18 protein-coding genes and 1 pseudogene are annotated in these 25,237 nt (G+C 49.9%); 6 read left to right on the forward strand and 13 right to left on the reverse strand.

Annotated elements, in window-relative coordinates; translation table 11 throughout:
• The 6 genes from QQK89_RS26325 to QQK89_RS26350 all read right to left on the reverse strand — a co-directional run.
• A partial coding sequence (locus QQK89_RS26325; RefSeq protein ID WP_284241734.1) for a discoidin domain-containing protein occupies positions 1-1,014 on the reverse strand: 1,014 nt, incomplete at its 3' end.
• Positions 1,015-1,239: 225 nt separating this feature from the next.
• Positions 1,240-2,442, reverse strand: coding sequence for an amidohydrolase family protein (locus tag QQK89_RS26330; protein WP_284241735.1), 1,203 nt, complete (start codon positions 2,440-2,442; stop codon positions 1,240-1,242).
• A gap of 34 nt (positions 2,443-2,476) precedes the next feature.
• Positions 2,477-3,193: an ABC transporter ATP-binding protein gene (locus QQK89_RS26335; RefSeq protein ID WP_284241736.1), complete on the reverse strand. Its 717-nt coding sequence runs from the start codon at positions 3,191-3,193 to the stop codon at positions 2,477-2,479.
• On the reverse strand, positions 3,180-5,006 hold the full coding sequence (locus tag QQK89_RS26340; protein WP_284241738.1) for a branched-chain amino acid ABC transporter ATP-binding protein/permease: 1,827 nt from the start codon (positions 5,004-5,006) through the stop codon (positions 3,180-3,182). The genes QQK89_RS26335 and QQK89_RS26340 overlap by 14 nt, the downstream gene beginning before the upstream one ends.
• A gap of 27 nt (positions 5,007-5,033) precedes the next feature.
• Positions 5,034-5,915: a branched-chain amino acid ABC transporter permease gene (locus tag QQK89_RS26345; RefSeq protein ID WP_284241739.1), complete on the reverse strand. Its 882-nt coding sequence runs from the start codon at positions 5,913-5,915 to the stop codon at positions 5,034-5,036.
• A 22-nt stretch (positions 5,916-5,937) separates the two neighbouring features.
• Positions 5,938-7,146: an ABC transporter substrate-binding protein gene (locus QQK89_RS26350; protein WP_284241740.1), complete on the reverse strand. Its 1,209-nt coding sequence runs from the start codon at positions 7,144-7,146 to the stop codon at positions 5,938-5,940.
• Positions 7,147-7,342: 196 nt separating this feature from the next.
• Between QQK89_RS26350 and QQK89_RS26355 the strand changes: the two genes are divergently transcribed.
• Positions 7,343-9,031 (forward strand): PucR family transcriptional regulator, encoded by a 1,689-nt coding sequence (locus QQK89_RS26355; RefSeq protein ID WP_284241741.1) that lies wholly within the window; start codon positions 7,343-7,345, stop codon positions 9,029-9,031.
• A gap of 106 nt (positions 9,032-9,137) precedes the next feature.
• Positions 9,138-11,078, forward strand: coding sequence for a glycoside hydrolase family 127 protein (locus tag QQK89_RS26360; RefSeq protein ID WP_284241742.1), 1,941 nt, complete (start codon positions 9,138-9,140; stop codon positions 11,076-11,078).
• Positions 11,079-11,137: 59 nt separating this feature from the next.
• On the opposite strand, the gene QQK89_RS26365 is transcribed toward QQK89_RS26360, so the two are convergent.
• Positions 11,138-13,957, reverse strand: a complete 2,820-nt coding sequence (locus tag QQK89_RS26365) for a GxGYxYP domain-containing protein (RefSeq protein ID WP_284241743.1) — start codon at positions 13,955-13,957, stop codon at positions 11,138-11,140.
• Between the two features lie 333 nt (positions 13,958-14,290).
• Here QQK89_RS26365 and QQK89_RS26370 point away from each other — a divergent pair, with 333 nt between their 5' ends.
• On the forward strand, positions 14,291-15,814 hold the full coding sequence (locus QQK89_RS26370; RefSeq protein WP_284241744.1) for a cobyric acid synthase: 1,524 nt from the start codon (positions 14,291-14,293) through the stop codon (positions 15,812-15,814).
• 50 nt (positions 15,815-15,864) lie between these two features.
• Here QQK89_RS26370 and QQK89_RS26375 read toward each other — a convergent pair whose 3' ends face one another.
• The gene (locus tag QQK89_RS26375; RefSeq protein WP_284241746.1) at positions 15,865-16,770 is read right to left on the reverse strand and encodes an AraC family transcriptional regulator; all 906 of its coding nucleotides are present in this window, start codon (positions 16,768-16,770) and stop codon (positions 15,865-15,867) included.
• Between the two features lie 178 nt (positions 16,771-16,948).
• Here QQK89_RS26375 and QQK89_RS26380 point away from each other — a divergent pair, with 178 nt between their 5' ends.
• Positions 16,949-18,358 carry an MFS transporter gene (locus QQK89_RS26380; RefSeq protein WP_284241748.1) on the forward strand — a complete coding sequence of 470 codons (1,410 nt, stop codon included), beginning with the start codon at positions 16,949-16,951 and terminating at the stop codon, positions 18,356-18,358.
• A gap of 55 nt (positions 18,359-18,413) precedes the next feature.
• Here the strand turns inward: QQK89_RS26380 and QQK89_RS26385 are convergent, their stop codons facing one another.
• Both QQK89_RS26385 and QQK89_RS26390 read right to left on the reverse strand, forming a co-directional pair.
• On the reverse strand, positions 18,414-18,635 hold the full coding sequence (locus QQK89_RS26385) for an alpha/beta-type small acid-soluble spore protein (RefSeq protein ID WP_284241749.1): 222 nt from the start codon (positions 18,633-18,635) through the stop codon (positions 18,414-18,416).
• Between the two features lie 101 nt (positions 18,636-18,736).
• On the reverse strand, positions 18,737-20,674 hold the full coding sequence (locus tag QQK89_RS26390; protein ID WP_284241750.1) for a glycoside hydrolase family 127 protein: 1,938 nt from the start codon (positions 20,672-20,674) through the stop codon (positions 18,737-18,739).
• A 144-nt stretch (positions 20,675-20,818) separates the two neighbouring features.
• Here QQK89_RS26390 and QQK89_RS26395 point away from each other — a divergent pair, with 144 nt between their 5' ends.
• A complete protein-coding gene (locus QQK89_RS26395) occupies positions 20,819-21,655 on the forward strand; it encodes an AraC family transcriptional regulator (RefSeq protein ID WP_284241751.1) in 837 nt (278 codons plus the stop codon).
• Between the two features lie 114 nt (positions 21,656-21,769).
• Here the strand turns inward: QQK89_RS26395 and QQK89_RS29775 are convergent.
• The 3 genes and pseudogenes from QQK89_RS29775 to QQK89_RS26405 all read right to left on the reverse strand — a co-directional run.
• Positions 21,770-22,028: pseudogene (locus tag QQK89_RS29775) on the reverse strand (IS1182 family transposase); the annotation flags it as partial.
• A gap of 306 nt (positions 22,029-22,334) precedes the next feature.
• Complete coding sequence (locus tag QQK89_RS26400) at positions 22,335-22,955, reverse strand: hypothetical protein (protein WP_284241752.1); 621 nt, start codon at positions 22,953-22,955, stop codon at positions 22,335-22,337.
• An 87-nt stretch (positions 22,956-23,042) separates the two neighbouring features.
• Positions 23,043-23,726: a TetR/AcrR family transcriptional regulator gene (locus QQK89_RS26405; protein WP_284241753.1), complete on the reverse strand. Its 684-nt coding sequence runs from the start codon at positions 23,724-23,726 to the stop codon at positions 23,043-23,045.
• A 144-nt stretch (positions 23,727-23,870) separates the two neighbouring features.
• On the opposite strand from QQK89_RS26405, the gene QQK89_RS26410 reads away from it, so the two are divergent.
• The gene (locus QQK89_RS26410; RefSeq protein WP_284241754.1) at positions 23,871-25,223 is read left to right on the forward strand and encodes an MATE family efflux transporter; all 1,353 of its coding nucleotides are present in this window, start codon (positions 23,871-23,873) and stop codon (positions 25,221-25,223) included.
• The last annotated feature ends 14 nt before the right edge of the window (positions 25,224-25,237 follow it).

Here is a 25,237-nt window from a genome sequence, read left to right on the forward strand (position 1 = left end):
TGGTGTTGGTGTTGGTGTTGGTGTTGGTGTTGGTGTTGGCGTTGGTGTTGGCGTTGGTGTTGGTGTTGGTGTTGGCGTTGGCGTTGGTGTTGGCGTTGGCGTGCTAGTCGCCGTTACTTTGATTTCGTCCAGATTGACGTTCGCCGTATCGCCGGCATCATATTTGTAAGCAATCGTATTGTTGCCGGCACTCAGAGTAAGCGTTTCTGCTTTTGTTCCCCAAGTATCCCAATTCGCCAAATTCGGAAGCGCGGTCTGACGGATTTTTGTCCCGTTCACGTAGATACTGACAGTCCGGGAGGCACCGTTTGCGTTTGCGTACTTCAATGTAACGTCGTAGCTTCCTGCGGAGGATACGTTAGCCGTAAACGATGTTGCCGCCCCTTGCGTCCAATAGCCGTCTACAAATCCGGTACCGGAGTAACCGGGATGATCCGTGTTGACTTTCGCTCCGCCGGACAGAGACGCCAACTCCGCTTGATATGTACCTGGAGCAGGAGGAGTGCTAGTGCCATAAATTTCGAACTCGGAGAGCTGCGCCGCCGGCCAGCCTGTATTTGCCGTGACGTTAAGGCGGACATAACGCGTAGTTGTCGCCGCAAAATTTATCGTTACCGAGTTATTGGATACGTTAGGATCAAACAGATAACCCGTTGAAGCCACGATATTGGTGAACGTTGAGCCGTCATTGCTGCCTTGCACGCTTAACGTTTGCGTTCTTGCCCCCCAGCCCGCAGGCAGCTTCAGAACAACTTGATCAATGCTTGTAGCGGCTCCCAGGTCCACCTGGATCCATTGCGGAAACGCATTATTCGTACTTTCCCAATAAGTCGCCTGATTGCTGTCTTGTACATTGCTCGGGGCGTAGGTTTGCGATTGGCCGCTCGCGGTTATCGTCTTCCCTAACGATAAGTTTGGCCCTCCGGCAGCGGAAGCAGGTTCCCCGGCCGTCCATATCAAGCTGGTAATCAGCATGGATGCAATAAGCAGCCACACCACATACTTGTTGCGCATTTTATTCCTCCTCAAATGTTAGATGCCGTTCACTCATGGAAGCGATTGCAAGTTGTCCTTTTACAGCTCCTCCTTTCCGTAAGCGTATCTCTAATTATAGGAACATCGTAATTGAAGCCATAAGATGCAAATCTACGAAAAGTGTAGGTGATTCCAAGTTTATTGAAATAGAGCAGCAAATAAAAAACAGCGCACCCGACAAGGGTGCGCTGCATGAAGCAACCGTTAAGCCAACACGACCTGATCTTTCCTAGAGCCTCTCAACCAGCATCCGCCAACCAACATTCCGCCGGAAAAGACGGCTTCGCGCGGCGGTGCGGCCGCGATGGCATGCTGGGCGTTTAGCGCACGCGCCAAGGAGAAACTTGCTCGATCTCCCGCCTTTGGAACAAGTGAAGCCGATGACAGAAGCGGATAAGTTCTTAACAGCGCATCATCCGTAATCCAGCCGAATTTCTCAGCCAGGCGCGAGCCGCGCGCAAGCAAATCGCCATTGCCAAATGGACTCCACGAATCCAGAATGTTATCCGAGCCCACTTGCACCCGTACTCCTTCTTCAAGCAGCAGATCCACGGGTGGCATCGGCCTGTCGATCGGAACGCTAGTCATGATAGATACCCCGTTGTCTCTTAGTTTCTGGGCCAACAACCGCGTTTCCGCTTCGCTGACCTGCCCTAGACAATAAGCATGACTTACGGCTGTACGGCCGCTATTCCCCGCTTCTCCGGTTAAATCCGCAAAACGGTTAATCGTATAGATGCCAAGCTGGCCGGGATCATGAAGATGCAAATCCACGCCGGCATTAAATTCCGCGCTGAGCTCAAACATCGCGTTCAGACTCGCATCCACCTGCCCATCCAGACCAGCCGGATCAACCCCGCCTACCAAGTCGGCTCCTGCCCGAAGCGCTTCTTTCATGATAGGCATTGACTGCGAACGCAATAATCCTTGCTGAGGAAAAGCAACGATTTCGATGTCCATTCGACCTTTGAAATGCTCTCTGACCTCAAGCACATCCTCCAAATGGGATAAGCCAATCTTTGGATCCACATCCACATGGGTACGAATGGCTGTCGTCCCGTTCATCAAGAGCAGCTGCAACAGGCGGTGCGCCCGCTCTGCAGCCCGCGTAGGCAATGATTCCAGCATTTGCTTCTCGAATGCCAGCTGGCCGGGCAACGTGATAAATGGCTGTAGAGGTTTCCATGGCTCTCCGAGAAAATGTTTGTCCAGATGGACATGCATGTCGGACAACGCCGGCAGATACTGCAATCCCTCCGCGTCCCATAATTGAGCGAGATCAACCTCCGCATTTCTCGTCTGATCGCTTGATACGATGTCCGCAATACATCCAGTCATTAAATCCAGGGTCAAATCAAACAAACTTCCTTCTATTTGAACATTTTTCAAGATCGTTTTAGCTACCATTTCCTCTCACCTTCATCCCTTTTACTCAAGTTGGCTAATGCGCGCCTAAATAAGCTTTTACCATTCGCTCGTCCCGAAGCAAATCCTCAGACGGGCCGGACATGGCAACAGTCCCTTTATCCAATACATATCCTCGGCTCGCAAGGTGAAGGGCTTTATGGGCCATCTGTTCAACCAGCAGAATCGATGTCCCCCCTTGGGCCATCCCGTAGATCGCTTCGAATATTTCATTCACAATGATTGGGGCGAGGCCAAGTGAAGGTTCATCGAGCAGCAACAGCTTGGGCTTGCTGATCATCGCTCTAGCCAGGACAAGCATTTGCTGTTCCCCGCCGCTTAAGGTATAGGCGAGCTGGTTTCTGCGCTCGTGCAACTTCGGAAACTGTTCGTACAACGGGTCCAGTTCCCTCGCGAATTGTTCTTTTCTGACCGAGCCGATCTTTTGTTTCAAGCCCATTCTTAGGTTCTCGATGACCGTTAACGTTCCGAACACTTCCCGTCCCTCCGGTACGAGAGATACACCCAAGTTTGCGGTACGGTTAGCCGGCGTTGCCGTTATATCCTTACCTTCCAGCAACACCGTGCCGGAATTCGGTTTAACTAGCCCTAATACCGTTTGAAGAAGCGTCGATTTGCCAGCGCCGTTCGAACCTATGATGGCTACGATCTCGCCTTGCTTGACCTCGATGTCTACGCCTTTTAATGCTTCAACCGGGCCGTACCTGACCGCCAACCCATTAACGCTCAGCATCCGCGGCCACCTCCTCTTTGCCCAAGTAAGCCTGAATGACTCTTGGATCATTAAGAAGCTCTTCCGGTTTGCCCGTTCCGATCACTCTGCCGAAATCCAGTACGGTAACGGCATCCGATACGCGCTGCACAAAATCCATATGATGCTCGATGAGCACAATCGTCAATCCGTAATGAACAAGCTGCTTCAACAAATCCTCCAGCTGCTTGATCTCGGCTGCCGTCATGCCTGCAGCCGGTTCGTCCAGGAGCAGGACGCTTGGTCCAGTCGCTAGCGCCCTTGCAATCTCGACCATTCTCTGATGGCCGTAAGGCAGCTGGCTTGCGGACATATGCCGGTTACCTTCGAATCCGATCAGGTCAAGAAGGAGATGCGCCTTTTCCCGTAAAAGCTTCTCTTTGCGCCGTTGTCCAGGCGTTCGGAGCATCGCCGCGCCAAGACCGGTTTTTGCCTTAACCGTCATTCCCGTCATTACGTTCTCCAGTACGGTCAACTCCTTGAACAGCCGGGAATGCTGGAAGGTGCGGGCAATGCCTAATCCGGAGACCGACGAGAGAGATCCGGATAAAGAAGTTCCATGCAACTCCATCGTGCCGGACTCTGCCGCATACAAACCGGATATGACATTGAGCAGCGTCGTTTTGCCTGCTCCGTTTGGTCCAACTAACGAATGAATCGTTCCAGCCGTTACCGCAAAGGAAACATCGCTTAATGCCTTCAATCCGCCAAATGATTTATGAATGTTATCTAGACGCAGAGCGGCTGCCTTACCGATACGGCTCTTTATTTCTTGCTCAAACAACGTTCCATCGCTCGTCGCGTTGATTAATCGCCCGTCTTCCTGCGTAGCTAGCTTTAGTCCCAAACGCGCTTCCAACCAATCGTTCAAGGTCCCCATGATGCCCTTGGGAAGAAAATAAAGCACGGCAAACATAATTCCCCCATACAGCGCCATGCGCAGCTTTTCCATCTCCAGCAATTCCGGCAGGAAGACCAGAATAATGGCCCCAATTACCGGTCCAAGCAATGTACCGGATCCACCCAATATAACGATTAACACAAGTTGAACCGAAGCTTGAAAGTGATATGTATCCGGACTGATGAAGCTGTTCGTATGGGCATACAAGGTGCCTGCCAGTCCGGCGAGAACCGAGCTGACAGCAAAGCCGACAAATTGAGGCTTAAACTTCCGTATGCCAAGGGATGCGGCGGCAATCTCGTTCTCCTTCGTTGCGATCATGGATCTTCCCCAAGCTGAACGCCTGATATTATAAGCAAGAACTAATGACGCTGCCGCAATGACCAATACGAGCACATACATGCTTTGCAAGTCAAAGTCGTAACCGCCAAGCTTTGGCTTTGGGATTCCCGAGATGCCTAGCGGCCCTCCGGTCACAACATCCCATCTGATCAAAGCCTCATGCACGACAACGCCAAAAGCTATGGTGATCATCGACAAATACACGCCGCCTGCTTTTATCGTAGGAATGGCAATTATACTGCCTATCAATAGCGATACTGCAATTCCGGCAAGCGCGGACAGCCAGAAATTCAATCCGTATTGCGTACTCGCAATCGCAGATGTATACGCGCCTGCTGCCATTAGTCCAGCATGACCGATCGAGACAATTCCGCAATAACCGACCAGAATGTTCATTCCGACACAAGTAATCACGTAGATGCCGATTGTAAAAAATAAATTAAGCATATACGTATCCGTCGTCCACGCGGCGGATACTAAAGCGGCTGCCGCAACTATTCCGCCTACCGGCACTGATCTGCGGAAGATTCTGCTTTTATTGATTCCGTTCATTTCCGCTTCCCCCCAAGTAAGTCTGCCCTATACCTTCACCAATGTTTTCCGGACGTTAAACAGCCCCATCGGCTTCCAGTACAACACAAGAATAACGATTCCGTAGACGAACATCTCCCGGAACGCGGTTGAGACGTATTGGCCAATAAACACCTCTGCTACGCCTAGCAGCAATCCTGTGCCTACAATCCCTTTTGGATTATTGACGCCGGCAAGAATGGCGACGGAAATCGCCTTTAACCCAAGCGGCAAGCCAACATCGACGGACACCGCGTAATTGGTTGACATTAAGGCTCCGCCAATCCCCGCAAGCAGACCGCTTAAGACATAAGCGACAGCTACGACGCGTCCGCTGTTAATTCCCATCATCTCTACCGCTGTCCGGTTATCTGCCGTTGCCCGCAGCCATAATCCCCAGTGGGATTTCTGGTAGAACAGAATTAACAGAGCGAGCAAGATCCCGACAATCGGGAAGAAAATAAACTCTTTCCAGTAAATCCCCGCCTCGGCGATACGCAACATACCGTTGCCGGCCGGAGAAGGGACAACCCCTTCATCCGGACCGTTGAAGTATAGCGCAACATCTTGAATAATAATGCCTACCGCGATTGTGCTAAGCACCCACTCGACGGAGTTGGCTCCCTTATCGAATTTACGGATTGCCAGCCTCTCAATGACGAGATTCAGCAAGGCAACAACGATAATAGAAGCGGCAAACGCCAGCGGGAATGGCAAGCCCGCATGCTCGGTAAATCCAAACAGCAATACGCCGCCTACCATAACGAGTTGTCCTTGCGACATGTTTAATGTCCCATTGACGACATAGGTCAAGCTGTAGCCAAGTGCGATAACCGCATACAAGCACCCTACAGCAAGACCGCTGATGATTAATTGCAATACCAGTGACATAACGATCCCTCTTTCCGCTTCGTTACTGCTTGTCGGAAACGACAAGCTTGCCGTCCTTCCAAATGGACATCAAATACGAGTTCACGTCAATCGCATCATGATTTTCTTTCGTAAAGGCTTGATCCCAATCCTTAATCACCCCGCTGTAAGAACCAAGATTGCTTTCCAGCGTATTTTTGATCGCTTCGCGGTCCTTTTTCAGATTCCCCGTCAGTTCCGTCCGTTCAATCGCTTGGAACAACATCATCGCCCCGTCATAACCTTGCGCCGCAGAGGCGAATGTCGTAGGAATATGGTCAAATTTGGCGGTAAAATCTTCCAAAAACGTTGCCGCGGGCTCCCGGGTCTGCTCGACGTTAAAGTTAGCCGTCTGTATGGCATACGTCCCTTCGGCAAGCGCTTGCCCCACTTCTTGAACGCCTTTGTTCGCCATGCCGTTCTCGCCTACTATCGGCACCTTCCAGCCCAGCTTATCCATGGCTTGCAGCACGTATCCATTGCCGGCACCTTGCCCGAACAAATAGATCACCTCCGCGCCACCTTCCTTGGCGTGATTCACTTGCGCCGTCATGTCTTTATCCTTGGCGTTATCGAACGACTCAACCGCAACCGGCTTCAGCCCTTTTTCTTCAAGCGCCTTCGTCATTGCCGCCGCTGCGCCTTTCCCATAACCGCCGTTCTCATGAAGAATTGCGATTTTGTCTGTAGGGAAATGATCATTAATGAATTTGAGAGCGTATTGAGCCGTAACGTTCGCGTTCATCCTTACTCCAAAGGTCCAAGGCATGCCGCTTTCGACCGATGCCGGCACATTGGAGGTCGCGACAATAAACGGAAATTTCTCTTCCAGTATGATTGGAGACTGCGCTAGCATTACCGTACTGTAGAAACCGCCTATTGCACCCAGCACTTCTTCCTTCTGGCCAAAGTCCCTAATAATGCTGATCCCTCGCGTCGGGTTCTGCTCGGTATCGCGGACAACGAGCTCCACTTGGCGTCCATGAATCCCGCCTTTTGCATTAATCTGATCGACCGCTACCTGTACCCCTTGATACAAATTAATAGAATTCATGGCGTTATCGCCTGTTGCTTCCGTGGACATTCCGATTAGAATCGGCTTATCCTCCGCATTTCCTGCGGCAGGCTTATTACCTCCGCAGCCAGCCAGCGCCAGCACCAAAATGAGCGAACTTGCCGCGTACCACCTTTTAAACTTGTATGGCTTCAACATATCGAATCCCTCTCCCCGTGTCATGTTTTCTAACCTTCGTTTAAGCTAAATTCAGAATAAAGGTTCATCGGAGGAAAGTCATTGGCTATCCCGTCTAAAAAACAGACCGTTTTTTGGATGATGAATCCAAATTCAGGTTTACACCAACCCTATGACGTGTTACATTTCATAACATCATAGTTTTGGGCAAGAAGGGATGGGAGTCAATTTGCTGTTAAGCGAACTACTCGAGAACGGAATCTTTGAGCATGCGCGAGTTATCGCCGGGGAGCAAGGGCTCCAGCGTCAAGTGCAGACCGTCAATATTATGGATGCTCCGGATATCATTCGTTTCCTTAGACCGGGCGAACTTCTCTTGACGAACGGCTATTTCATGAAGGAGCAGCCTAATATGTTCATGGAGTTAATGCGGGACATGCAGCGCATGGCCTGTACGGGCATGGCCGTGAAGACCGAACGGTTTAAACTGGCCATCCCCGAGGAAGCTTTGCAAGAAGCAGACCGGCTCCGCTTTCCGATCATTGAAATTTCAAGGCTGGAATTGTCATTGGGAGAAATTTTGCAGAGATCAACCAGCCTGATCATGAACAACAAAAACGACGAGCTGCAATACGCCTTGCAAATCCATAAACAGTTCTCTGAAATGATCATGAAAGGAAAAGGAATTACCGGAATTGTTGATGCTCTAACCAAACTGCTCTCTTCCCCTATCCTTCTGCTCAACGGCAAACTGCAGATGATCGCCGAATCTAAACAGAGGCATTCGTCCATGATGACCGCGTTGGCTGCTGCGGCTGAATCCGTCCTGGACGGGGCGGCAACACCGTTGCAACCGACTTCCTTTTGCCTCGTCGATCCATCGCTCCGCAATCGTTGTCACGTTCTGCTGTATCCGGTTCATACTTACCGCCACGAAGGTTATTTAATTTCCTTCCATCCCATCGAGAAAATGTCCCGCTTATTCGGCCTGACACTAGAGCAAGCCGCCAATGTCATCGGCATGGAGCTGACGAAAGCGCAAGCGGTGAAAGAACGTTCCCGCCGCTACAAAAACGAGTTTTTCTCCGACTTGATCGACGGCTACATCGCTTCCGAAGCTGAAGCTATCCATCGTGGCAAAAAATACGGCCTGCAAACCGGAGGAACTTGGGTGTTATTGGCGGCTCGGCAGGATGGAACCACTTGGAGAAGCGGAATAAGCGAAAGCCAGCTTGACCGGCAGGAAGAGCGGAATGTAGCCGAACGGGAAGAACTTTATGAACGCATTAAACGCCAGTTCATGTTGCTCGGGCATTCTTTTGTCATGTTTACCAAAAACGATTCCTTTGGCCTGTTGTTGCATATTTCTACTTCAGGTTGGGACAAAGTCCTCTTTATCCAACAGTTATCGGATCTGACCGCGCGAATGTACGCCGATTATGGACTAAGCTTGTCCATCGGCATCGGCAAACCCGTCACGAACGCGCTTGGCATACGTCTCTCTTATGAAGAAGCGGTTAAAGCCCTTCAATTCGGCTACCGGCTCAATCGGTCCAAGTTCGTGCAGTCCTATCAGTCGAAGGACATCGGTTATTTGTTTCACATGTTGCCTCAAGAAGAGCTGAAGCAATTTTACGAGGAGGCTTTCCAAGGGTTACGGCAAATGGAGGAGGCGGAGAGGAAGGAACTTATTCGAACGCTTAGCGCTTTCTACGATACGCAATGCCAATTGATGGATACCTCTAAGCTGCTGTTTGTTCACCGCAACACCGTCATCTACCGCCTGGACAAATGCGAGAAGCTGCTGGGTATTAAACTGAAGGACCCCAATGAAAGTCTTCGGCTTCGCATCGCGCTTGCCATTGAGCCCCTATTAGCCGGCAGCAGCTCCACGTTCGTCAAATAATAGGTAACGCGAGTGTGTGATCGGACAAAAAGAATGTGATATCCGGCCTAGCAAATATATCCCCTCTCATTTAATATCGAACTACTATGTGAATCTAGGAGGAATTATGTTGCGAAACAGCCAAGTTGAGATCAGTCAAATTCAGCACTCTCCCTTACAACCGTTATCCTATCGGTCCGTTCAAATCAATGATGCGTTTTGGAGCCCCCGCGTTCAAATCGTCTTGAACCAAACGATTCCGTATCAATACGAACAATGCGAAGAAACCGGCCGCCTTGAGGCTTTCAAGCTGAACTGGAAACCCGGCATGGACAAACAGCCGCATTTCTTCTGGGACTCTGACGTGGCCAAATGGCTGGAAGCAGCCAGCTACAGCCTAGGCTTGCAAGCCGATCCGGAATTAGACCAGCTGGTCGACAATGTCATCGATCTGATTGTATCCGCGCAGCAGCCGGACGGTTATTTGAATACCTATTTCACGGTGGTGGAGCCGGAGAAACGCTGGCTGGATTTGCGAGACGGACATGAACTCTACTGCGCGGGACATCTCATTGAAGCGGCCGTTGCCCATTATGAAGCGACAGGCAAGCGCAAGTTGCTGGACGCCATGATCCGATATGTCGATCATATTGATTCCTTGTTTGGCGACGAACCGGGCAAGAAACGCGGCTACTGCGGGCATGAAGAGATTGAACTTGCGCTTGTGAAGCTATACCGGTTGACCGGCGAAGAGCGTTTCCTGCGCCTGAGCACCTTCTTCATCAATGAGCGCGGCCAAACGCCGAATTATTATGATTTGGAAGCGGCTGAACGGGGAACGCCTAATCTGTTCGACGAGCATAACGGCCGGGTTGGCATTCACGACGTGAAGATCCATACGCAGAGCCATCTTCCGGTTCGGGAGCAGACGGAAGCCGTCGGACATGCGGTCAGAGCAATGTATCTGTATGCGGGGATGGCTGATTTGGCAGCAGAGAACGGGGATGCTTCTCTAACCGAAGCTTGTCAGCGGCTCTGGCACAACGTAACCGCGAAACGCATGTACGTGACGGGCGGAGTCGGCACCTCATCCCATAACGAAGGGTTCACGCGGGATTATGATCTGCCTAACGAATCCGCTTATTGCGAGACCTGCGCTGCGATCGGATTAATGCTGTGGGGACACCGCATGCTGGCCCTTGATTGTAATGCCCGTTATAGCGATACGATCGAACGTGCCCTGTATAACGGTATTATTAGCGGAATGTCGCTTGACGGCAAAGCGTTCTTCTACGACAACCCGCTTGCAAGCAATGGAGACAAACACCGCAAAGAATGGTTTGGCTGCTCCTGCTGTCCGCCGAATATTGCGAGACTGCTTACTTCGCTTGGCAGCTACATTTACTCCTCGGATAACCGTACAGCTGCCGTTCATCTGTACGTGCAAAGCGAAGGCTCCTTCACGCTCCAAAGCGGCGAGGTCTCGCTCCGCCAGGAAACGAATTATCCGTGGGACAGCGCGGTTAAATTGACGGTTGGGACCGCTTCCGACATCAGCTTCGCGCTGAAGCTTCGGATCCCGGGCTGGTGCCCGCAAGCACGGATCTTCGTCAACGGAACCGAATGGCCGGCGGAAGAATGGCAATTGGTAAATGGCTACGCCGTCATTGACCGCGTGTGGTCGGATAGCGATGTTATCCATCTAGATCTGGCCATGCCGATTCGCCGCGCCTATTCGCATCCTAACGTACACGCGAACGCCGGGCGAGTTGCCTTGACCCGCGGGCCGCTCGTGTATTGCATCGAACAAACCGACCATGAGGCAGACGTAGCCGTCATCGGGCTGCCAGGCGATGCCAAGCTCCAGTCCCGGCATGACGCATCCTTGCTCGGCGGCGTTACCGTTCTGGAAGGATCAGCGGTTGCGATGGAGCAAGGCGACTGGCAGGATGACTTGTACCGGAGCGAACCTCCGGCATGGCGGAACGAGCCATTCACGGCCATTCCCTATTATGCCTGGGATAATCGCGAAGACGGCTCCATGCGCGTGTGGATTTTGGAGGCTTAGTTAGAAGGCGCTAATCCCATTAAAAAAAGACCCCGAAATTTCAGGGTCTTTTTTTGCGCTTAATTAATCGTAATATTATCCACGGTTACGGTAGCGGTATCCGCGTACCATACTCGGAATTCGAGATTCCGTCCCAATGTCTGATTGAAGGAAAGGTTGAAATCCTGATACTGGTTGGCTGAAGTGAACTGCTGTCTTGTCAGAGTCGCTTGCGTCACAACGGTATTCGAAGCGGCATCCCATACGTCGATAATTGCCACATTAGCATTATCGGATGTGTTGTTATCCACCTTCAGACGGTATGTGATCGTACGGTTTCCTACCGGAACATTCGTGTCGTAAGGACCGTACATCATATGCCCGGTACCGTCGAGTGAAGGCGTAGCTTGCCAGCCGTCCCCGCTCACCCGGCCTAACGAATGGCCCACTACCGAACCTTCCGCTTCGTATTTGCCAATTCTTTTTGTTACGGTTACCTTATCAATGCTGATCGTCGCTTTATCCCTGTAATAAGCCCTGAATTCCAGGCTGCTTCCGGCAGGATTGTTGAAGGACAGGCTGAAATCTTGGTAGGCGTTGTTCTTCTTGAATTGATTGCGGTATACGTCAACCGAAGCTAGCGTTTGCCCGGTCGTATTATCGCGTACATCCAAAGTCACGACATTGTCGTTTGTACCCGTATTGGTATCGATCTTCATTTTGAAGGTAGCCGTGTTGCGTCCTGTTGGAATGGAATTGTCATAGTTGCCGGACAACATGTACCCTGCATTATGCGCGCTAACGTTTGCCGACCAGTCGCTGCCGCTGGCTGCGCCGGTTGCATGCGTAAAGGCCGTTTCAGCCTCATATTGCTTCACGACCGCGGATGGATCAGTCGGCAATTGGTTGTTTTCGCGCATCAATTGGAAGTAAGTATCCGGTCTTACAAATACGATATTGCTGTTGCTGCTGAAATTATTTACCGCGTTGACGATCATCTGGTACGTGACATCCCAAGGATTGGATTGTATGCTCACGAATCGGGGAGCCGTTCCGTCCCAGCCGGCAATCGCGTTGTTAATCTCGGAAATAATCGTGGCTTGCGAATAACAATAAGTTGCGCTTAAGCCTTGCGTTGGCTGCGAATTGCCATAAATCGTAATTGGGCTGCCCGCATTTTGTCCCGTTAACCCTAACAACGACGGAGCATATTGCGCAAAGCTCGCTCCAACGTTTGCATTAATGCCGCCGGTAATCGTATTCCAGATGGTGGCAACCTTTAAGCCCGCACGGTTCATGTAATCATTGGATAAAGCTACAAAGCTGTTCAAATAGGTCTGGTTCGCCCAGGAGTTCGGATACGTATAACCAATGCCGGAAGGTCCGGAAATAAGAGCATCGTTAGGAGTGGCGCTATTATACAAATAGTTCAGTACACCGGGCATCGCATCCAGCATAGCCGGCGACACGGTCCAGCCTAGAGGTACGGCTCCTCGGTTAGGAGAATCCCACAGTTTCTTGAAGCGATGCTCCATATATTGCAGATTGTCGCCGTCACTCATAATTAGCGAGACGTAAATCTTGTTCTGAAGCGCTGGTTTGTTTGGCACCGGCTTCACGTTAACCGTTCTGGAAGTACCGCCAAATACGGTCAAATTGGACGACCAGTCGCTGGCCACTGTCGAGATGCCGTATTCGGACGCCGCTTGAACGCCAATCGCTTCATCCGGCCACCAACCCATGTAGACCCCGCTGCCATAAGGCATATCGGAGAAGAAGCTTTGCAAGAGTGTTTTTTCAGCCGGAACGGATGGATCCAGCCACACAACAGCCGCACCCGTTGCCAGGGCATAATCGCGCAAGGCGCCTTTAATACCCGGGTTTAAGCCGATTAGAAGCCTGTGAGTCACGGACGACCAATAATGATCATGCAAATATTGATACACTTGCAGCTTTGTAGTGAAATCTCCCCGCAAATCATCTAATATCGGCAGATTATACGGAGCGGATGTCAACTTGCTCACCAGACTCGGCGGCGCTACAATCCCTCCGGATTGCGAAGCGATCGTTGTAGCGAGGTTAACCGTATCCGGCAAAGCATCGTCATAAACGACAATCCCGCTAATCTCGCTGGCGTATTTGGTTATGAGCGACCAATTGTCCGCTACGTCGACATGTCCCATGCCGAGATCATTCAGCCATTTGTCTTTTCCGTCTTCATTCCTGACGTTATCGTCATACGAATAAATTCTTGGCTGTGTTTTGTTGACAAGTCCCTTAAGCGTCGTGAACAATACGGCTTCATCCGATTTGCCCTGTTGAATGGAACCTACGGCATCCACCTTCGTGTAAGCCCGGCCGTACCAATAAACCCTGAATTCCAAAGAATGGCCTGCGACCGGGTTCGTATAGTTCAGCGTGAAGCGCTGATAGGACCCGGCTTGCGTCCATTGCTGGCGCGTAATATCCCGGGTTGCAAGAGTTTGTCCAGACGTGCTGTCTCTAACATCAACCGTAACGATCACATCATTGTTAGCCGTATTATTATCGACGATCATGTCGAAATACGCTTGGTTTGCTCCCGCCGGAATATCCGTAGCATAAGGGCCGTATACCATGTGCTGATTAGGAGCGTCAATTGACGTTTGAGCCAGCCAGCCGTTGCCGTCCAAATGGCCCGTGCCGTGTCCAACCTGCGTGCCTTCTGCTTCATAGCGATATTCGCCTACCAGATTCATGACGTCCAGCGTGGAAGCAGGCGCCGAGAATGAGGGGAGTATTTGTCCCGCCGGCCAGGATAATCCGGCTGCCTCCGCTTTGGGAAGCCCTAGGATTGGAGAAGTTGCAGCCAATATGACCGCTGCGAGGAATGCTGAACCTACCTTCTTATTCCATTTCATCTCAATTCTCCTTTTTACCGTTAAATTTCTTGCAACTTCTTATGCGAGTCTCGCCAGTTGCCCGAAACATCCTTAAAACCCCCTCCTCCTACCACCTGCCCTCCACTATGATTTACGCATACAGACGGCAAAACAAAAAATAAGCGCTCCACAATCATGACCGTCTGCCTGAAAGTGTAAGCGCTTTATTCTTTAAAGATTATATCACTCATATTATTCATATTCAATATATCTATTTCTATATTTTACAGTTATTCTTCCATATTCTTTAACAGCTTGTCCTCCGATTCGTTTATAGTGAATACATACAGGGAGCTAGGTCAGGAGGAACAAATGTTGAAACGGGCAACAACCATTATGGTGCAAGGAACCGCATCCGATGTCGGTAAAAGCGTAATCACTACGGCGCTTTGCCGTATTTTCACGCAGGATGGCTGGCGAACGGCACCTTTCAAATCGCAAAATATGGCGCTAAATTCTTACGTAACATTGGACGGCAAAGAGATCGGCAGAGCGCAAGGCGTACAGGCAGAAGCTTGCGGCATAGCGGCTACGACCGATATGAATCCGATCCTCATTAAGCCGACCGGGGACATGAAAGCTCAAATCGTCGTGCATGGCAAACCTTTGGAAGAGATGAGCGCCTGGCGCTATCGGGAGGAATATATCCCGCTTGCCGAAAGCATTGTGGTAGAGGCGCTGGACCGCCTTCGCGCGGACTATGACGCAATCGTGCTGGAAGGAGCCGGCAGCCCGGCGGAAATTAACCTCAAAGACCGGGATATTGTCAATATGCGGATGGCCAAGTGGGCGGATGCCCCCGTTCTGCTTGTCGCGGACATTGACAGAGGTGGCGTGTTCGCTTCCATTGTAGGTACGATGGAGCTATTGGAAGAAGACGAGAGACGCCGCGTGAAGGGATTCATCATCAATAAATTCCGCGGCGACATTAGCCTGCTGCAATCGGGACTGGATTGGCTGGAGGAACGCACCGGCATTCCGGTGCTAGGCGTGATTCCTTATGTGCCAAATTTGGATATTGAAGCGGAGGATTCCGTCGTACTGGAGAGACGCGCCGAATCAAACTTTAACGATGCGAAGGAGCTGGACATTGCGGTTCTGAAGCTTCCGCGCATCTCGAACTTTACCGACTTCGATCCGCTTGAAGCAGAACCTGACGTCACGCTTCGTTACGTCGAAAGCGTTAACCAACTCGGACAGCCGGACATCATGATCATTCCGGGTTCCAAGAACTCCGTGGAAGACCTGCTCTTCCTAAGGCACTCCGGCTTAGCGGATGCCATTGCGACACGAGTCGCGGAAGGCTGCTTCCTCGTCGGGATTTGCGGCGGTTATCAAATGCTTGGACATAAGCTGTTTGATCCGCACCAGGTCGAATCCGCGAATGGAGAAGCAGACGGACTTGGCTTCCTCCCTCTCTTCACGACCTTCTATCCAGAGAAACGGACGGTACGCGTAAGCGGCAGCGTAACGAGCGGGCATCCCGATTGGCTTGCGATGCGGGGACTAACCGTGGAAGGTTACGAAATTCATATGGGTCAGACGACTTCACAGACGGAAGTCCACTCCCTGCTCACGTTAGACGGCCAAGCTGAAGGAACGATCTCGGGCGATGGCAGGATTTTTGGTACGTATGTACATGGAATATTCCATAACGACGATTTTCGAAGGCAATACCTGAATAAGGTACGGATACATAACTATCTGGATCCCGTCGAAGCCATTCTCCCTTTCCGGAGCAGACAGATTGACGCCTTCGATCGGCTCGCCGACCATGTCCGTGCCCATCTGGACATGGAGAAGATCTATCAAATAATCAACATCAACCAGACATAATTAGAAAAGGCATCCTCGGATGCCTTTTTTTAATGCGAACGATTTACGATTTAACTATCCTCGAATTCTGTGGCTCCGGAAGCTCTGCGAAGCGATTTAATATCTTGCAAAGGCGGTTGGCCAAACAATCTCCGGTATTCCCGATTGAACTGTGAAGGACTTTCGTATCCTACGCTCAATGCAGCCGTAGTCGCCCCAATCGGACCGCTCATCATCAGGCGCCTTGCTTCCTGCAGCCGAAGCTGTTTCTGATATTGCAATGGCCCCATCGTGGTCATGGCCTTAAATTTGTGATGCAGTCCGGAAGTGCTCATGTTGCAGGACTTCGCCAGCTCCTCGACCGTGAAAGGCTGCATGTAATTGGCCTGAATCCAACCAATCGCCTTCGCTACGCCTTCCGCCCGCTGATCGAACAAAACCTTCTGCATGAACAAATGCCCAAATTCTCCAGAGAGCAAATTAAAAATCATTTCCTTCTTCATCAGCTCGGATAGAAACCGGGCTTCTTTCGGCTTATCCAGCACCTTAAGCAACCTATAAAAAATATCGAGCAAACCGGCATCCGATTTGCCTATAAAAGCAGCGGCAGTCACATCTTTTTCTTTCGGCTCCACCGCCATATCGGCCTCCATGACAACGGAAGCGATCTCTTGCGTCGTGAAATCAACCCGAAGTCCGATATACGGCGATTCTTCCGAAGCTTCAACAACCTGGCCAAACGCGGGAATGTCGAGCAAGGAAGCTACATAATCCCCGGCTGCGTATTGAAAAATCTCCTGGCCAAGATAAAGTTTTTTCGTCCCTTGGAGAATTAGACAAAAAGAAGGCGTCAGCACCCCGGGACAACGCTCCGTATCGCGGCTTCTCCTAACGATGGAGAGATACGGGACAATCGTTGGATTACGGCCCTCTTCCAAGGACATTTGCTTTGTTATGGCAATAAGTTGATCAAGCATTTTCACGCCTCCCTCTGATTTCAGATTATATAAGTACTCAGAAGGCTTGCATAGCAAAGAATAAGCGAATTGCAGCTTTAGGCAATTATTAAGCAGGAACGATCTACTTCCATCCATGGTTTCCCCCCATAATAACTCTCAGAACCACAAATCATGAAACAGGGAAGGAACATGCAATATGCATACATCCAAATGGATGATTCTTACAATTATTATCGCATGCCAGCTTATTGTAGTGCTTGATGCGTCTGTTATGGTAACCGCCATTCCTCAAATTGGCCATTCCCTTCATATGTCGACTACCAGTTTGACATGGGTTCATAACAGCTACATTTTGGCATTTGGCGGCTTTCTGCTGCTTGGCGCCCGGGCCGGAGATCTATTGGGACGCCGAAAAATGCTCGGGATCGGAATCGCGTTATTCACGCTCACCTCATTGCTTGCCGGGCTAGCGCCAACCGCATCCTTTCTGCTCGTCTCCCGGTCCTTTCAAGGATTTGCGGCTGCCCTCGCCACGCCTGCCGCACTCGCTTTGTTATCGGCGAGCTTTGTAGAAGCGAAAGAGCGGGCTCGCGCCATTGCTATGTACAGCGCCGTATCGGCTGCAGGCGGCAGCGTCGGGCTAATTATCGGCGGATTTTTCACCGACTTTGTATCCTGGCGCTTCGGTATGTTTATTAATGTACCCATCGGAATTGTTCTTCTATATTTGGTACAAAAGCATATCCAACCAACAACGGTCCGTGCAGGACGTTTCGATCTTGGCGGCGCGCTAACGTCGGTTATGGGAATGTCGGCATTGGTGTATGGTCTCGTCCAAGCAGCCGAACTCGGCTTCGGGAACCCCGGTTCTTGGATTCCGCTTGCAGCCGGGCTTATTCTGCTCGCCGTATTTATCCGGATTGAAGCTAGAGCCGCGGAGCCTATTGTTCCTCTTCGGTTATTCGCGAGCCGCCAGCGCGCAGGCGCTTATCTGGGAAGATTCTTGATGGTAGGCGGAAACTTCTCGCTCTTCTTCTTCATCCCTCAATATTTGCAAAATGCACTTGGGTTCACTTCATTTGAAGCAGGCCTTGCCTTCTTGCCTTTTACAGTCGCTCAATTCGGAATGATGTATGTTATACCGGGACTTGTTCGCCGCTACGGCAACATTAAAGTACTTGCAGCCGGTCTAATAATTGCAATTATAGGAACGTTATTGCTCAGCCGCAGCATTGGGGGGCTAACGCATTTCTTTCCGGAAATGTTCATCCTGCTTGCGATTATGGGAATTGGTGCCGGCATGGTATTCCAACCTCTCACGACCATGGGGCTTACCCACGTGGAGCCTCAAGACAGCGGCGCGGCTTCCGGCCTGATTAACGTTGCGCATCAAAGCGGCGCCTCCTTTGGCCTCGCCGTACTCATCACGGTGTTCAATGGATCCAACCTCTCCGGTCAACCGGCAAATCTGGCGTTTGCGCATGCGGTCTCCAGCGCCATGCTAGGATCCGTCGCTTTCGTTAGCGCTGCACTGTTAGTGACTCTCATCTGCTTTGGTACGGTTAGACAAATTCGGCGCAAACAAGCTTTGCAGATTAATAAATAAAGATAAGAAAGGCTGCCTATTGTCGTTATAGGCAGCCTTTCTTATTTACTATTTACTAACGACGGAAGTTTGTGGAGCCGCCGCCGAGGCTTTGCTCAGCGATTTCAACCAAACGGCGAGTAATCGATCCGCCAATCTTGCCGGCATTGTACGTTGTAATATCACCGTTGTAACCATCACGCGATAACGAAATACCTAGTTGCGAAGCCACTTCGTATTTCATTTGATCCAAAGCTTGCGATGCTTGCGGTACCACTAAAGAATTGCTCTTAGCCATTTAAAAGCCCTCCTAATGTGTAGGTGTTGTGATGTAATTTTTGGTGCTGAAATTAATTTCTCCAACGCCATCCACATTATGCAAGGTGCTAGAAAACTTTTTTAATAACGTAGCCAAACGCTCATTTCGCCAGGTTCCCTGTTACCCCACAAGTAATACGGAACCGCCTTGAACCGAATCGATTTGAGCTGTTTATTCAACACCCGGTACGGCATCCCTGCCTCCCAACCGGCATTGTCCGTTACATAACCGTCACCTTCTACAACAACGCAACCTCCAAGCAAATCGGGAACTAAGCGTTCCGTTAAGCTAGGCTGATCGGCAAGCGACAAGGAAGCTAGCGGCTTGCCGTTATCGGCTTCTTCCAAACAATAGACGAGCGGACCGCGTTGGATGGCAGCTTTGCCGGCATCCGCGCGAATGAGCGGGTTAGCCGCAATTAACGTCGTCTCGATTGGCAGCAGCCACTCCACCTGATCGTTGTCCTTCCATGTCCGGTCGATCTTCGCATAACCTTGCTCGATCCGGTATTGCTGTATTTCGCCGTTAATCTTTAAGGTTGGACGTCCGTTATTATACCAATTCGGAATACGCAGCGATAAATCAAACTCGGCACCGTCTGGACTGTCAGTAAGAGATACCGTAAACGTGATTTGTCCGTTCCACGGCAGCTCCGACTGTTGGCTTAACGTCACCTTGCGTCCTTCCGTCTCGAACGATACTTCGCTGCCGATGTACAAATGGACGTGAACCGTACGGCCGTCTTCCGACACGCCGTAAATGTACTCATCGAGAGAACTGATCAAGCGTGCTACGTTAGGCGGACAACAGGAGCAGCCGAACCATTTCTGGCGGACCGGCTTTACATGGAATCGATCCGGGCTTTTGCTGCTTGCCTCCGGCCACACCTCAAGGGGGTTCACATAGAAGAAATGTTTGCCGTCTTTCGCCATGCTTCCAAGCACGTTGTTGTACAAGGCCCGCTCCATAACGTCGGCGTATTCGCTTTTCGCTTCCAATTGCAGCATCCGCCGCGCCCAGAAAATCAAGCCAATCGACGCGCAAGTCTCCGCATAAACGGTGTCATTGGGGAGATCATGGTCGAACGTAAACGCTTCGCCCAAATGCGTTGCGCCAATGCCGCCCGTGATATACATCTGTTTGCCGGTTGTATTCGCCCACAGCCGCTCGCAAGCTTCACGAAGCTTGCTGTCGCCCGTAAGGCGGGCAAGATCCGCCATTGCGGTATACAGATATACCGCGCGAACGGAATGGCCGACCGCAACCGGTTGTTCCCGAACAGGAAGATGGCTTTGATACACTTCCAGATTAGGCTCGCCTTGGGCCCAGATCGTTGTCCGTCCGCGGCGTTCCCACTCTTCGAGAAAATAGCTAGGCTTGCTGCCACGCTCGTCAATAAAGTATAAGCTGAGGTTCAAATACCGCTCTTCTCCGGTTGCGTGATAAAGCTTAACTAAAGCAAGCTCCACCTCCGGGTGACCGCAATAGGCCTTCATCTGGCCTGGATTCGTGCCGAACAAGCTGGCGATCAAGTCCGCAAAACGGCAGGAAATGTCCAGCAGCTTGCGCTTGCCCGTCGCCTCGTAATAAGCAACAGCCGCTTCGAACAAATGGCCCGCACAATACAATTCATGTGCTTCATACAGATTGGTCCACTCTTTGCCCGGTTCTTGGATGGTGAAGTAGGTATTGAGATAACCGTTCTCGCGTTGCGCTTGTCCGATCAAATCGATTGCTTCGTCCGCAATTGTCTCAAGCTCCGGGTCGGGATGACGTTCAAGCGAGTATGCAACAGCCTCCAGCCATTTATAGAGATCGCTATCTTGAAAAATCCATCCGCCAAACTCGCCTGTCTCAAGCCCCGCGGCAATCCGGAAATTACGGATGGAGTAGCTTGGCTCCGCATCCTGAATCCGATCGTTTAAGGCTTCCCATTGATACGGAATAACCGTGTCGCGCACTAGCTTCGAATATTCATTCCAGAAATGATCCTGAATCGATGTTTGGATTTGTTTCATGATAGCCTCCTCATATAATTAACGAATAAACGATAAAAATTGACTCTATGTACATACGAGTATATGCTTTATTTACTTCGCTAAACAGAAACGGATTGAACTTATTCTTATACAAAATAACACAGTAAGGCGTGTGGGTTTATTTTGAATACCAATGACTTCGTACGATTGCAAACTCCGCCTCTCCCCTACTATTGGGAGTCTGGCCGCTCCGAATTCCGCGTTGGGGACCGGCATCCCAATCGAAGAAATCTCGGCATATTTGACTTGATTATTGTAGCGGAAGGAGAGCTGTTTATCGGTGAGAATGGCCAGGAATGGGCGCTTGGTCGAGGAGACTCTTTACTGTTGCTTCCGGACGGGGAACATTATTCGGTTAAACCTTGCGAGCAGAACACGGTATTTTACTGGGTGCATTTTGAACATAGGAGCTGGAGCACAAGCGCCAAGCAAGGAGCAACAGCCAAGTCTTTCGCTAATCCCCATGCGATTTGCTTGCCGAAGCAGCTTTCGCTCGCCGATCCGGACAATGCCTTTAAGCTGATGCGGCAGCTTCTCCGGTTAACAGTCGGCGATTCCTTCTGGGAGGAACAAAACTTGCTATCGGCACTTCTCTCTTTGCTCGAGAGCGAAAGCTTGAACAAGACAAGCACGCCGGCAACCCGCCTTGCGGAGAAAGCAGCCTTTTACATTCAACAGAACTTCCGGGACGACATTACAAGCGAGATCCTGGCCGAAGAGCTTCATTTCCACCCCAATTACATCGTTCGTTGCATGAAGAAAAAATACGGCTTGTCGCCAAGCCACTATTTGCTCGAGTTCCGTCTGGAACAAGCCAAAAAACTGCTCTTAACTTCGGAGTGGACGATTGAACGAATCGCCGACGAGGTAGGATTCCGTTATGCGCCTTATTTCTCCGCTTGCTTCAAACGCAGAGAAGGCGTATCCCCGCTTCGCTATCGCAAATCGGTACAGAAATGAGAAGGGGCCGTCCCAAAAGGTAGGTGATCGCTCACTGCCAAGACGGCTCGCATTAGCAATTAAAGAGTTTTTTATAAAATGGCGCAGCAGAGGATTCACCCTTGCAGCGCCATTTTTGTCCTTCTGCTTTTCTTGGAGCCTGTTTTCTAGTTGCTGAACAGCATGCTCCTGCTTTTCGCTAGTGATGTCGGAAGTCTCTTCGAGCTCAGGAAGATCTAAGTTTTTCAGCGCCTGATCTTCCTATTTCTCTGCTTCTTCGATGGCAGCGAACCAGATTGCACCTTTTCGTGCAACTTCATCTTTTGTTAAATGATTGAAGAACAGCTATAAATGCAGTCTCTAGCACGTCTTTCATACGCTCAGAGCGAAACTGTTAATGGTGTGGATTCTAACAAGGGATGGATTCTTTTTTTGAGAGTTTTTTGAACAGGTGAAAGGCAGACGGAGCATTAAATAATTCTGGAGAAGCGAAGCTCATGCTTACGAAGTAGCTTTCTTTCAGAAAGCTTTGAAGCGTTCGCTTTTGTAAAGGGATTCCTACCTCTGAAATATTAATTCAAGGAATCCCTGAGCAATGGCGATCGGAAGAACATTTAATGCGCAGACTGCTGTTTAACCTACATAAAAAAGAGGGTGCCCCTCCGTCATTTTCATGACTTATGGGACACCCCCTTTCTTATTAACGCTGCTGCAGCAATCGAATGATTCGTTCGTAATCAAATACATTGTACGTTTTGAATGCTAATTTATGATGGCTGGCTCCTTCGGCGAAAGGGAAAACAATGTAATCTTTATTCCGTTCGTACTCCGTAGACAATTTGTCCTTGTTGATCACCGTTACTAGCATAGCATCGTCATCCGTTTGGAACATCGATTTCTTCATCACTTTGACTTCGGATTTACTAATAATAAAATAACCTCTGAACCGTACATCATTGATTAAGATGGTTAGATCTTTGATTTTGGTTTCGGCATTGTCTGCTTGGGCAGCATTGTCTGTGTCGGCGGCATTCTCTCCGCTCTTCGAAATAGCTCGGCGCAATCTCATCTCACCGGGCTGCTTGTCATTCGTGCCTGCCTGATCCACCAGCTTCTGCAGCAGATGCACGATCTCAGATAAACCAATAAAGAGAAAACCTCCCGCAACGCCCGAAAGCCACCAGTACAGCGCTAGGATCGGATGAAAGCCTCCCGCCTGAGTGGAAGCCACAACGATACCCGTTATGAAACTTATTGCAATGATTATAATCCCGATACCAAACAAGCAGGTAGAAATCGTATTTCTCATGTTGTTTCCCATTATCTATGACTCCTCGTCTGTCAGCGTAACGTTTCCTAACGGAATCATAGCAAAATTTAGTAGATTTAACCAGATTTTATTTCTTTGCTATTTCCGCTCCTGCTCCTGGATGACTTGCTCAATCCCGAGCAGAATCAGGTTCAAACCAAACGAAAAAGACTCGTCGGAGCCGATTAATTCAAACAAACCGTCCTTATACATTCTTTGGAATTCTCCCGCATCCGTCTCGCTCATCGAATGAAGCAATCGGTCGAGTTCTCCTTCGGGCAACACTTCCTGGTCGTTAACAATGGTGGAATAAATTCGTTGATGCTGTTCATTGTCCAAAACAAAATAGAGAACAAAATTGATGAGCGTGTTAACCGCTTGCAATCTTTGCCCTTCCTTAAGCGGCGTCGCTTCCATGCAGAGCAACATCCGGTTAGTGAAACGGATCATGTCAGGTTCGAGAGGCAACGTCAGCATCATTAATTGCGCAGAGCATGGATAACGGCTAAGCACTTTCCGCACCATAATGGCAAACTCCTCAAGCTGCTCTTTCCAATCGCCTTCGGAATGAAACTCCTCCACAATGATTCTTGATACTTGGTTGGCCAACCTCTGATAAAGACTTTGTTTGCTCTTGAAATACCAGTATAGAGACGGAGCTTGGATGCCTAACCTGTCGGCTAATCGTCTCATGCTTAATTTCTCAATGCCGTCTTCTCCAAGCAGTTCCCACGAACATTCTAATATTTTGTCCTCCGAAATTTGAGGCTGTTGTTTTTTCATCCTAAATCCGCCCTTTTATCTAACAGTGTAAGATTATGCTTTACAGGTTCTTAAGATGATGATATCATCTAACACTGTAAGGCACAACCTAACACTGTTAGATAGAACTAAACAAAAACAGATAAAGAAAGAAGTGACCCGCATATGGATACAGAAAATCTTCATTATTTCGAAAAAGCACCGGTCCCTAAAGCCGTAGCCCACTTCGCATTACCCGTCATGCTAGGCATGTCAATGAGCGTCATTTATTCGATCTTGAACGCCTTTTTCCTCGGTACGCTTGGCGATACGTCCATGTTGACCGCGCTCGCGCTAACCTTGCCGTTATTCGCGGCCATTATGGCTCTGGGCAACTTGATTGGCATCGGCAGCGGCACCTTCATCTCCCGGCTGCTTGGCGAGAAAAAGCTGGACGATGTTAAGCAGGTGTCCTCATTCGCCTTGTACAGCAGTTTAGCTCTCGGAATTATCCTCATGGCTATCGGTCTCCCGTTAATCGATCCGATCGTACACGGCCTCGGAGCAACGCCGGACTCTTTCGGATTCACAAAGGATTATGTCACCGTTATGCTCATTGGATCGCCGTTTGTCGTGTTGTTCTTCACGCTTGAAAATATTGTGCGCTCAGAAGGCGCGGCGATCACATCGATGATCGGAATGATTATCAGCGTTGTCGTGAATATTATTCTTGATGCGCTTGTCATCTTTGTTTTCCATTGGGATGTTGTCGGGGTCGCGACGGCTACGGTGATCTCCAACTTGATTGCAAGCATCTATTTCATTTTCCATATGGGATATAAAAGTCCATTTTTGACCGTGTCGGTCAAATGGTTCAAAGCAAGCAAAGATATATTGAGCAATGTGTTCAAAATCGGCGTGCCCGTCTTTATTATGAGTATCTTCCTTGGCGCTATGTCGCTCATCTTGAATCATTTTCTAGCAGAATACGGAGATCAGGCTATTGCGGCTTTCGGATTATCGTCCCGTTTATTGCAATTTCCCGAATGTATACTGATGGGATTATGCGAAGGAGTCGTGCCGCTTATCGCTTTCGCTTTTACAGCCAATAAAGCCCGAATGCAACAAACGATTAGTTTCACCATTAAAGCGATCATAACGCTCGCCGTATTGTTTGGCGTGATTGTCTATTTAACTTCGGACTACTTGATCGGCTTTTTCACGAATGATCCGCAATTAATCGAAATGGGCAGCTACATTTTGCATGTAACGTTCTTATCCTTGTTTATTTCGGGAACAACTACGTTGTTTACGGGAATATTCCAAGCTACCGCTCAAGGAACAGCCGCTTTTATTATGTCAATCATCCAAGGGATTACTCTCATCCCCGTATTGTTTATCGCTAATCATCTGAACGGTTTCCACGGGGTCGTCTGGTCGCTTGTCATCGCGGATGCGGTCGCTTTCCTCGTAGGCGCAACCATGCTCTATATCCTCCGCAACAAACTGCAGCCGGATTTGGAAGCTTTAGCACAATAATAGATTATAAAAAG

The sequence above is a fragment of the Paenibacillus glycanilyticus genome, assembly GCF_030161375.1.
In the GTDB taxonomy this organism is placed as follows: domain Bacteria; phylum Bacillota; class Bacilli; order Paenibacillales; family Paenibacillaceae; genus Pristimantibacillus; species Pristimantibacillus glycanilyticus_B.

Coding starts and splice junctions, on each gene's coding strand:
- QQK89_RS26380 (WP_284241748.1), top strand. CDS start 16,949: ATGCATACATCCAAATGGATGATTCTTACAATTATTATCGCATGCCAG.
- QQK89_RS26370 (WP_284241744.1), top strand. CDS start 14,291: ATGTTGAAACGGGCAACAACCATTATGGTGCAAGGAACCGCATCCGAT.
- QQK89_RS26400 (WP_284241752.1), bottom strand. CDS start 22,955: ATGGGAAACAACATGAGAAATACGATTTCTACCTGCTTGTTTGGTATC.
- QQK89_RS26350 (WP_284241740.1), bottom strand. CDS start 7,146: ATGTTGAAGCCATACAAGTTTAAAAGGTGGTACGCGGCAAGTTCGCTC.
- QQK89_RS26345 (WP_284241739.1), bottom strand. CDS start 5,915: ATGTCACTGGTATTGCAATTAATCATCAGCGGTCTTGCTGTAGGGTGC.
- QQK89_RS26335 (WP_284241736.1), bottom strand. CDS start 3,193: ATGCTGAGCGTTAATGGGTTGGCGGTCAGGTACGGCCCGGTTGAAGCA.
- QQK89_RS26375 (WP_284241746.1), bottom strand. CDS start 16,770: ATGCTTGATCAACTTATTGCCATAACAAAGCAAATGTCCTTGGAAGAG.
- QQK89_RS26360 (WP_284241742.1), top strand. CDS start 9,138: ATGTTGCGAAACAGCCAAGTTGAGATCAGTCAAATTCAGCACTCTCCC.
- QQK89_RS26365 (WP_284241743.1), bottom strand. CDS start 13,957: ATGAAATGGAATAAGAAGGTAGGTTCAGCATTCCTCGCAGCGGTCATA.
- QQK89_RS26355 (WP_284241741.1), top strand. CDS start 7,343: ATGGGAGTCAATTTGCTGTTAAGCGAACTACTCGAGAACGGAATCTTT.
- QQK89_RS26410 (WP_284241754.1), top strand. CDS start 23,871: ATGGATACAGAAAATCTTCATTATTTCGAAAAAGCACCGGTCCCTAAA.
- QQK89_RS26340 (WP_284241738.1), bottom strand. CDS start 5,006: ATGAACGGAATCAATAAAAGCAGAATCTTCCGCAGATCAGTGCCGGTA.
- QQK89_RS26405 (WP_284241753.1), bottom strand. CDS start 23,726: ATGAAAAAACAACAGCCTCAAATTTCGGAGGACAAAATATTAGAATGT.
- QQK89_RS26330 (WP_284241735.1), bottom strand. CDS start 2,442: ATGGTAGCTAAAACGATCTTGAAAAATGTTCAAATAGAAGGAAGTTTG.
- QQK89_RS26390 (WP_284241750.1), bottom strand. CDS start 20,674: ATGAAACAAATCCAAACATCGATTCAGGATCATTTCTGGAATGAATAT.
- QQK89_RS26385 (WP_284241749.1), bottom strand. CDS start 18,635: ATGGCTAAGAGCAATTCTTTAGTGGTACCGCAAGCATCGCAAGCTTTG.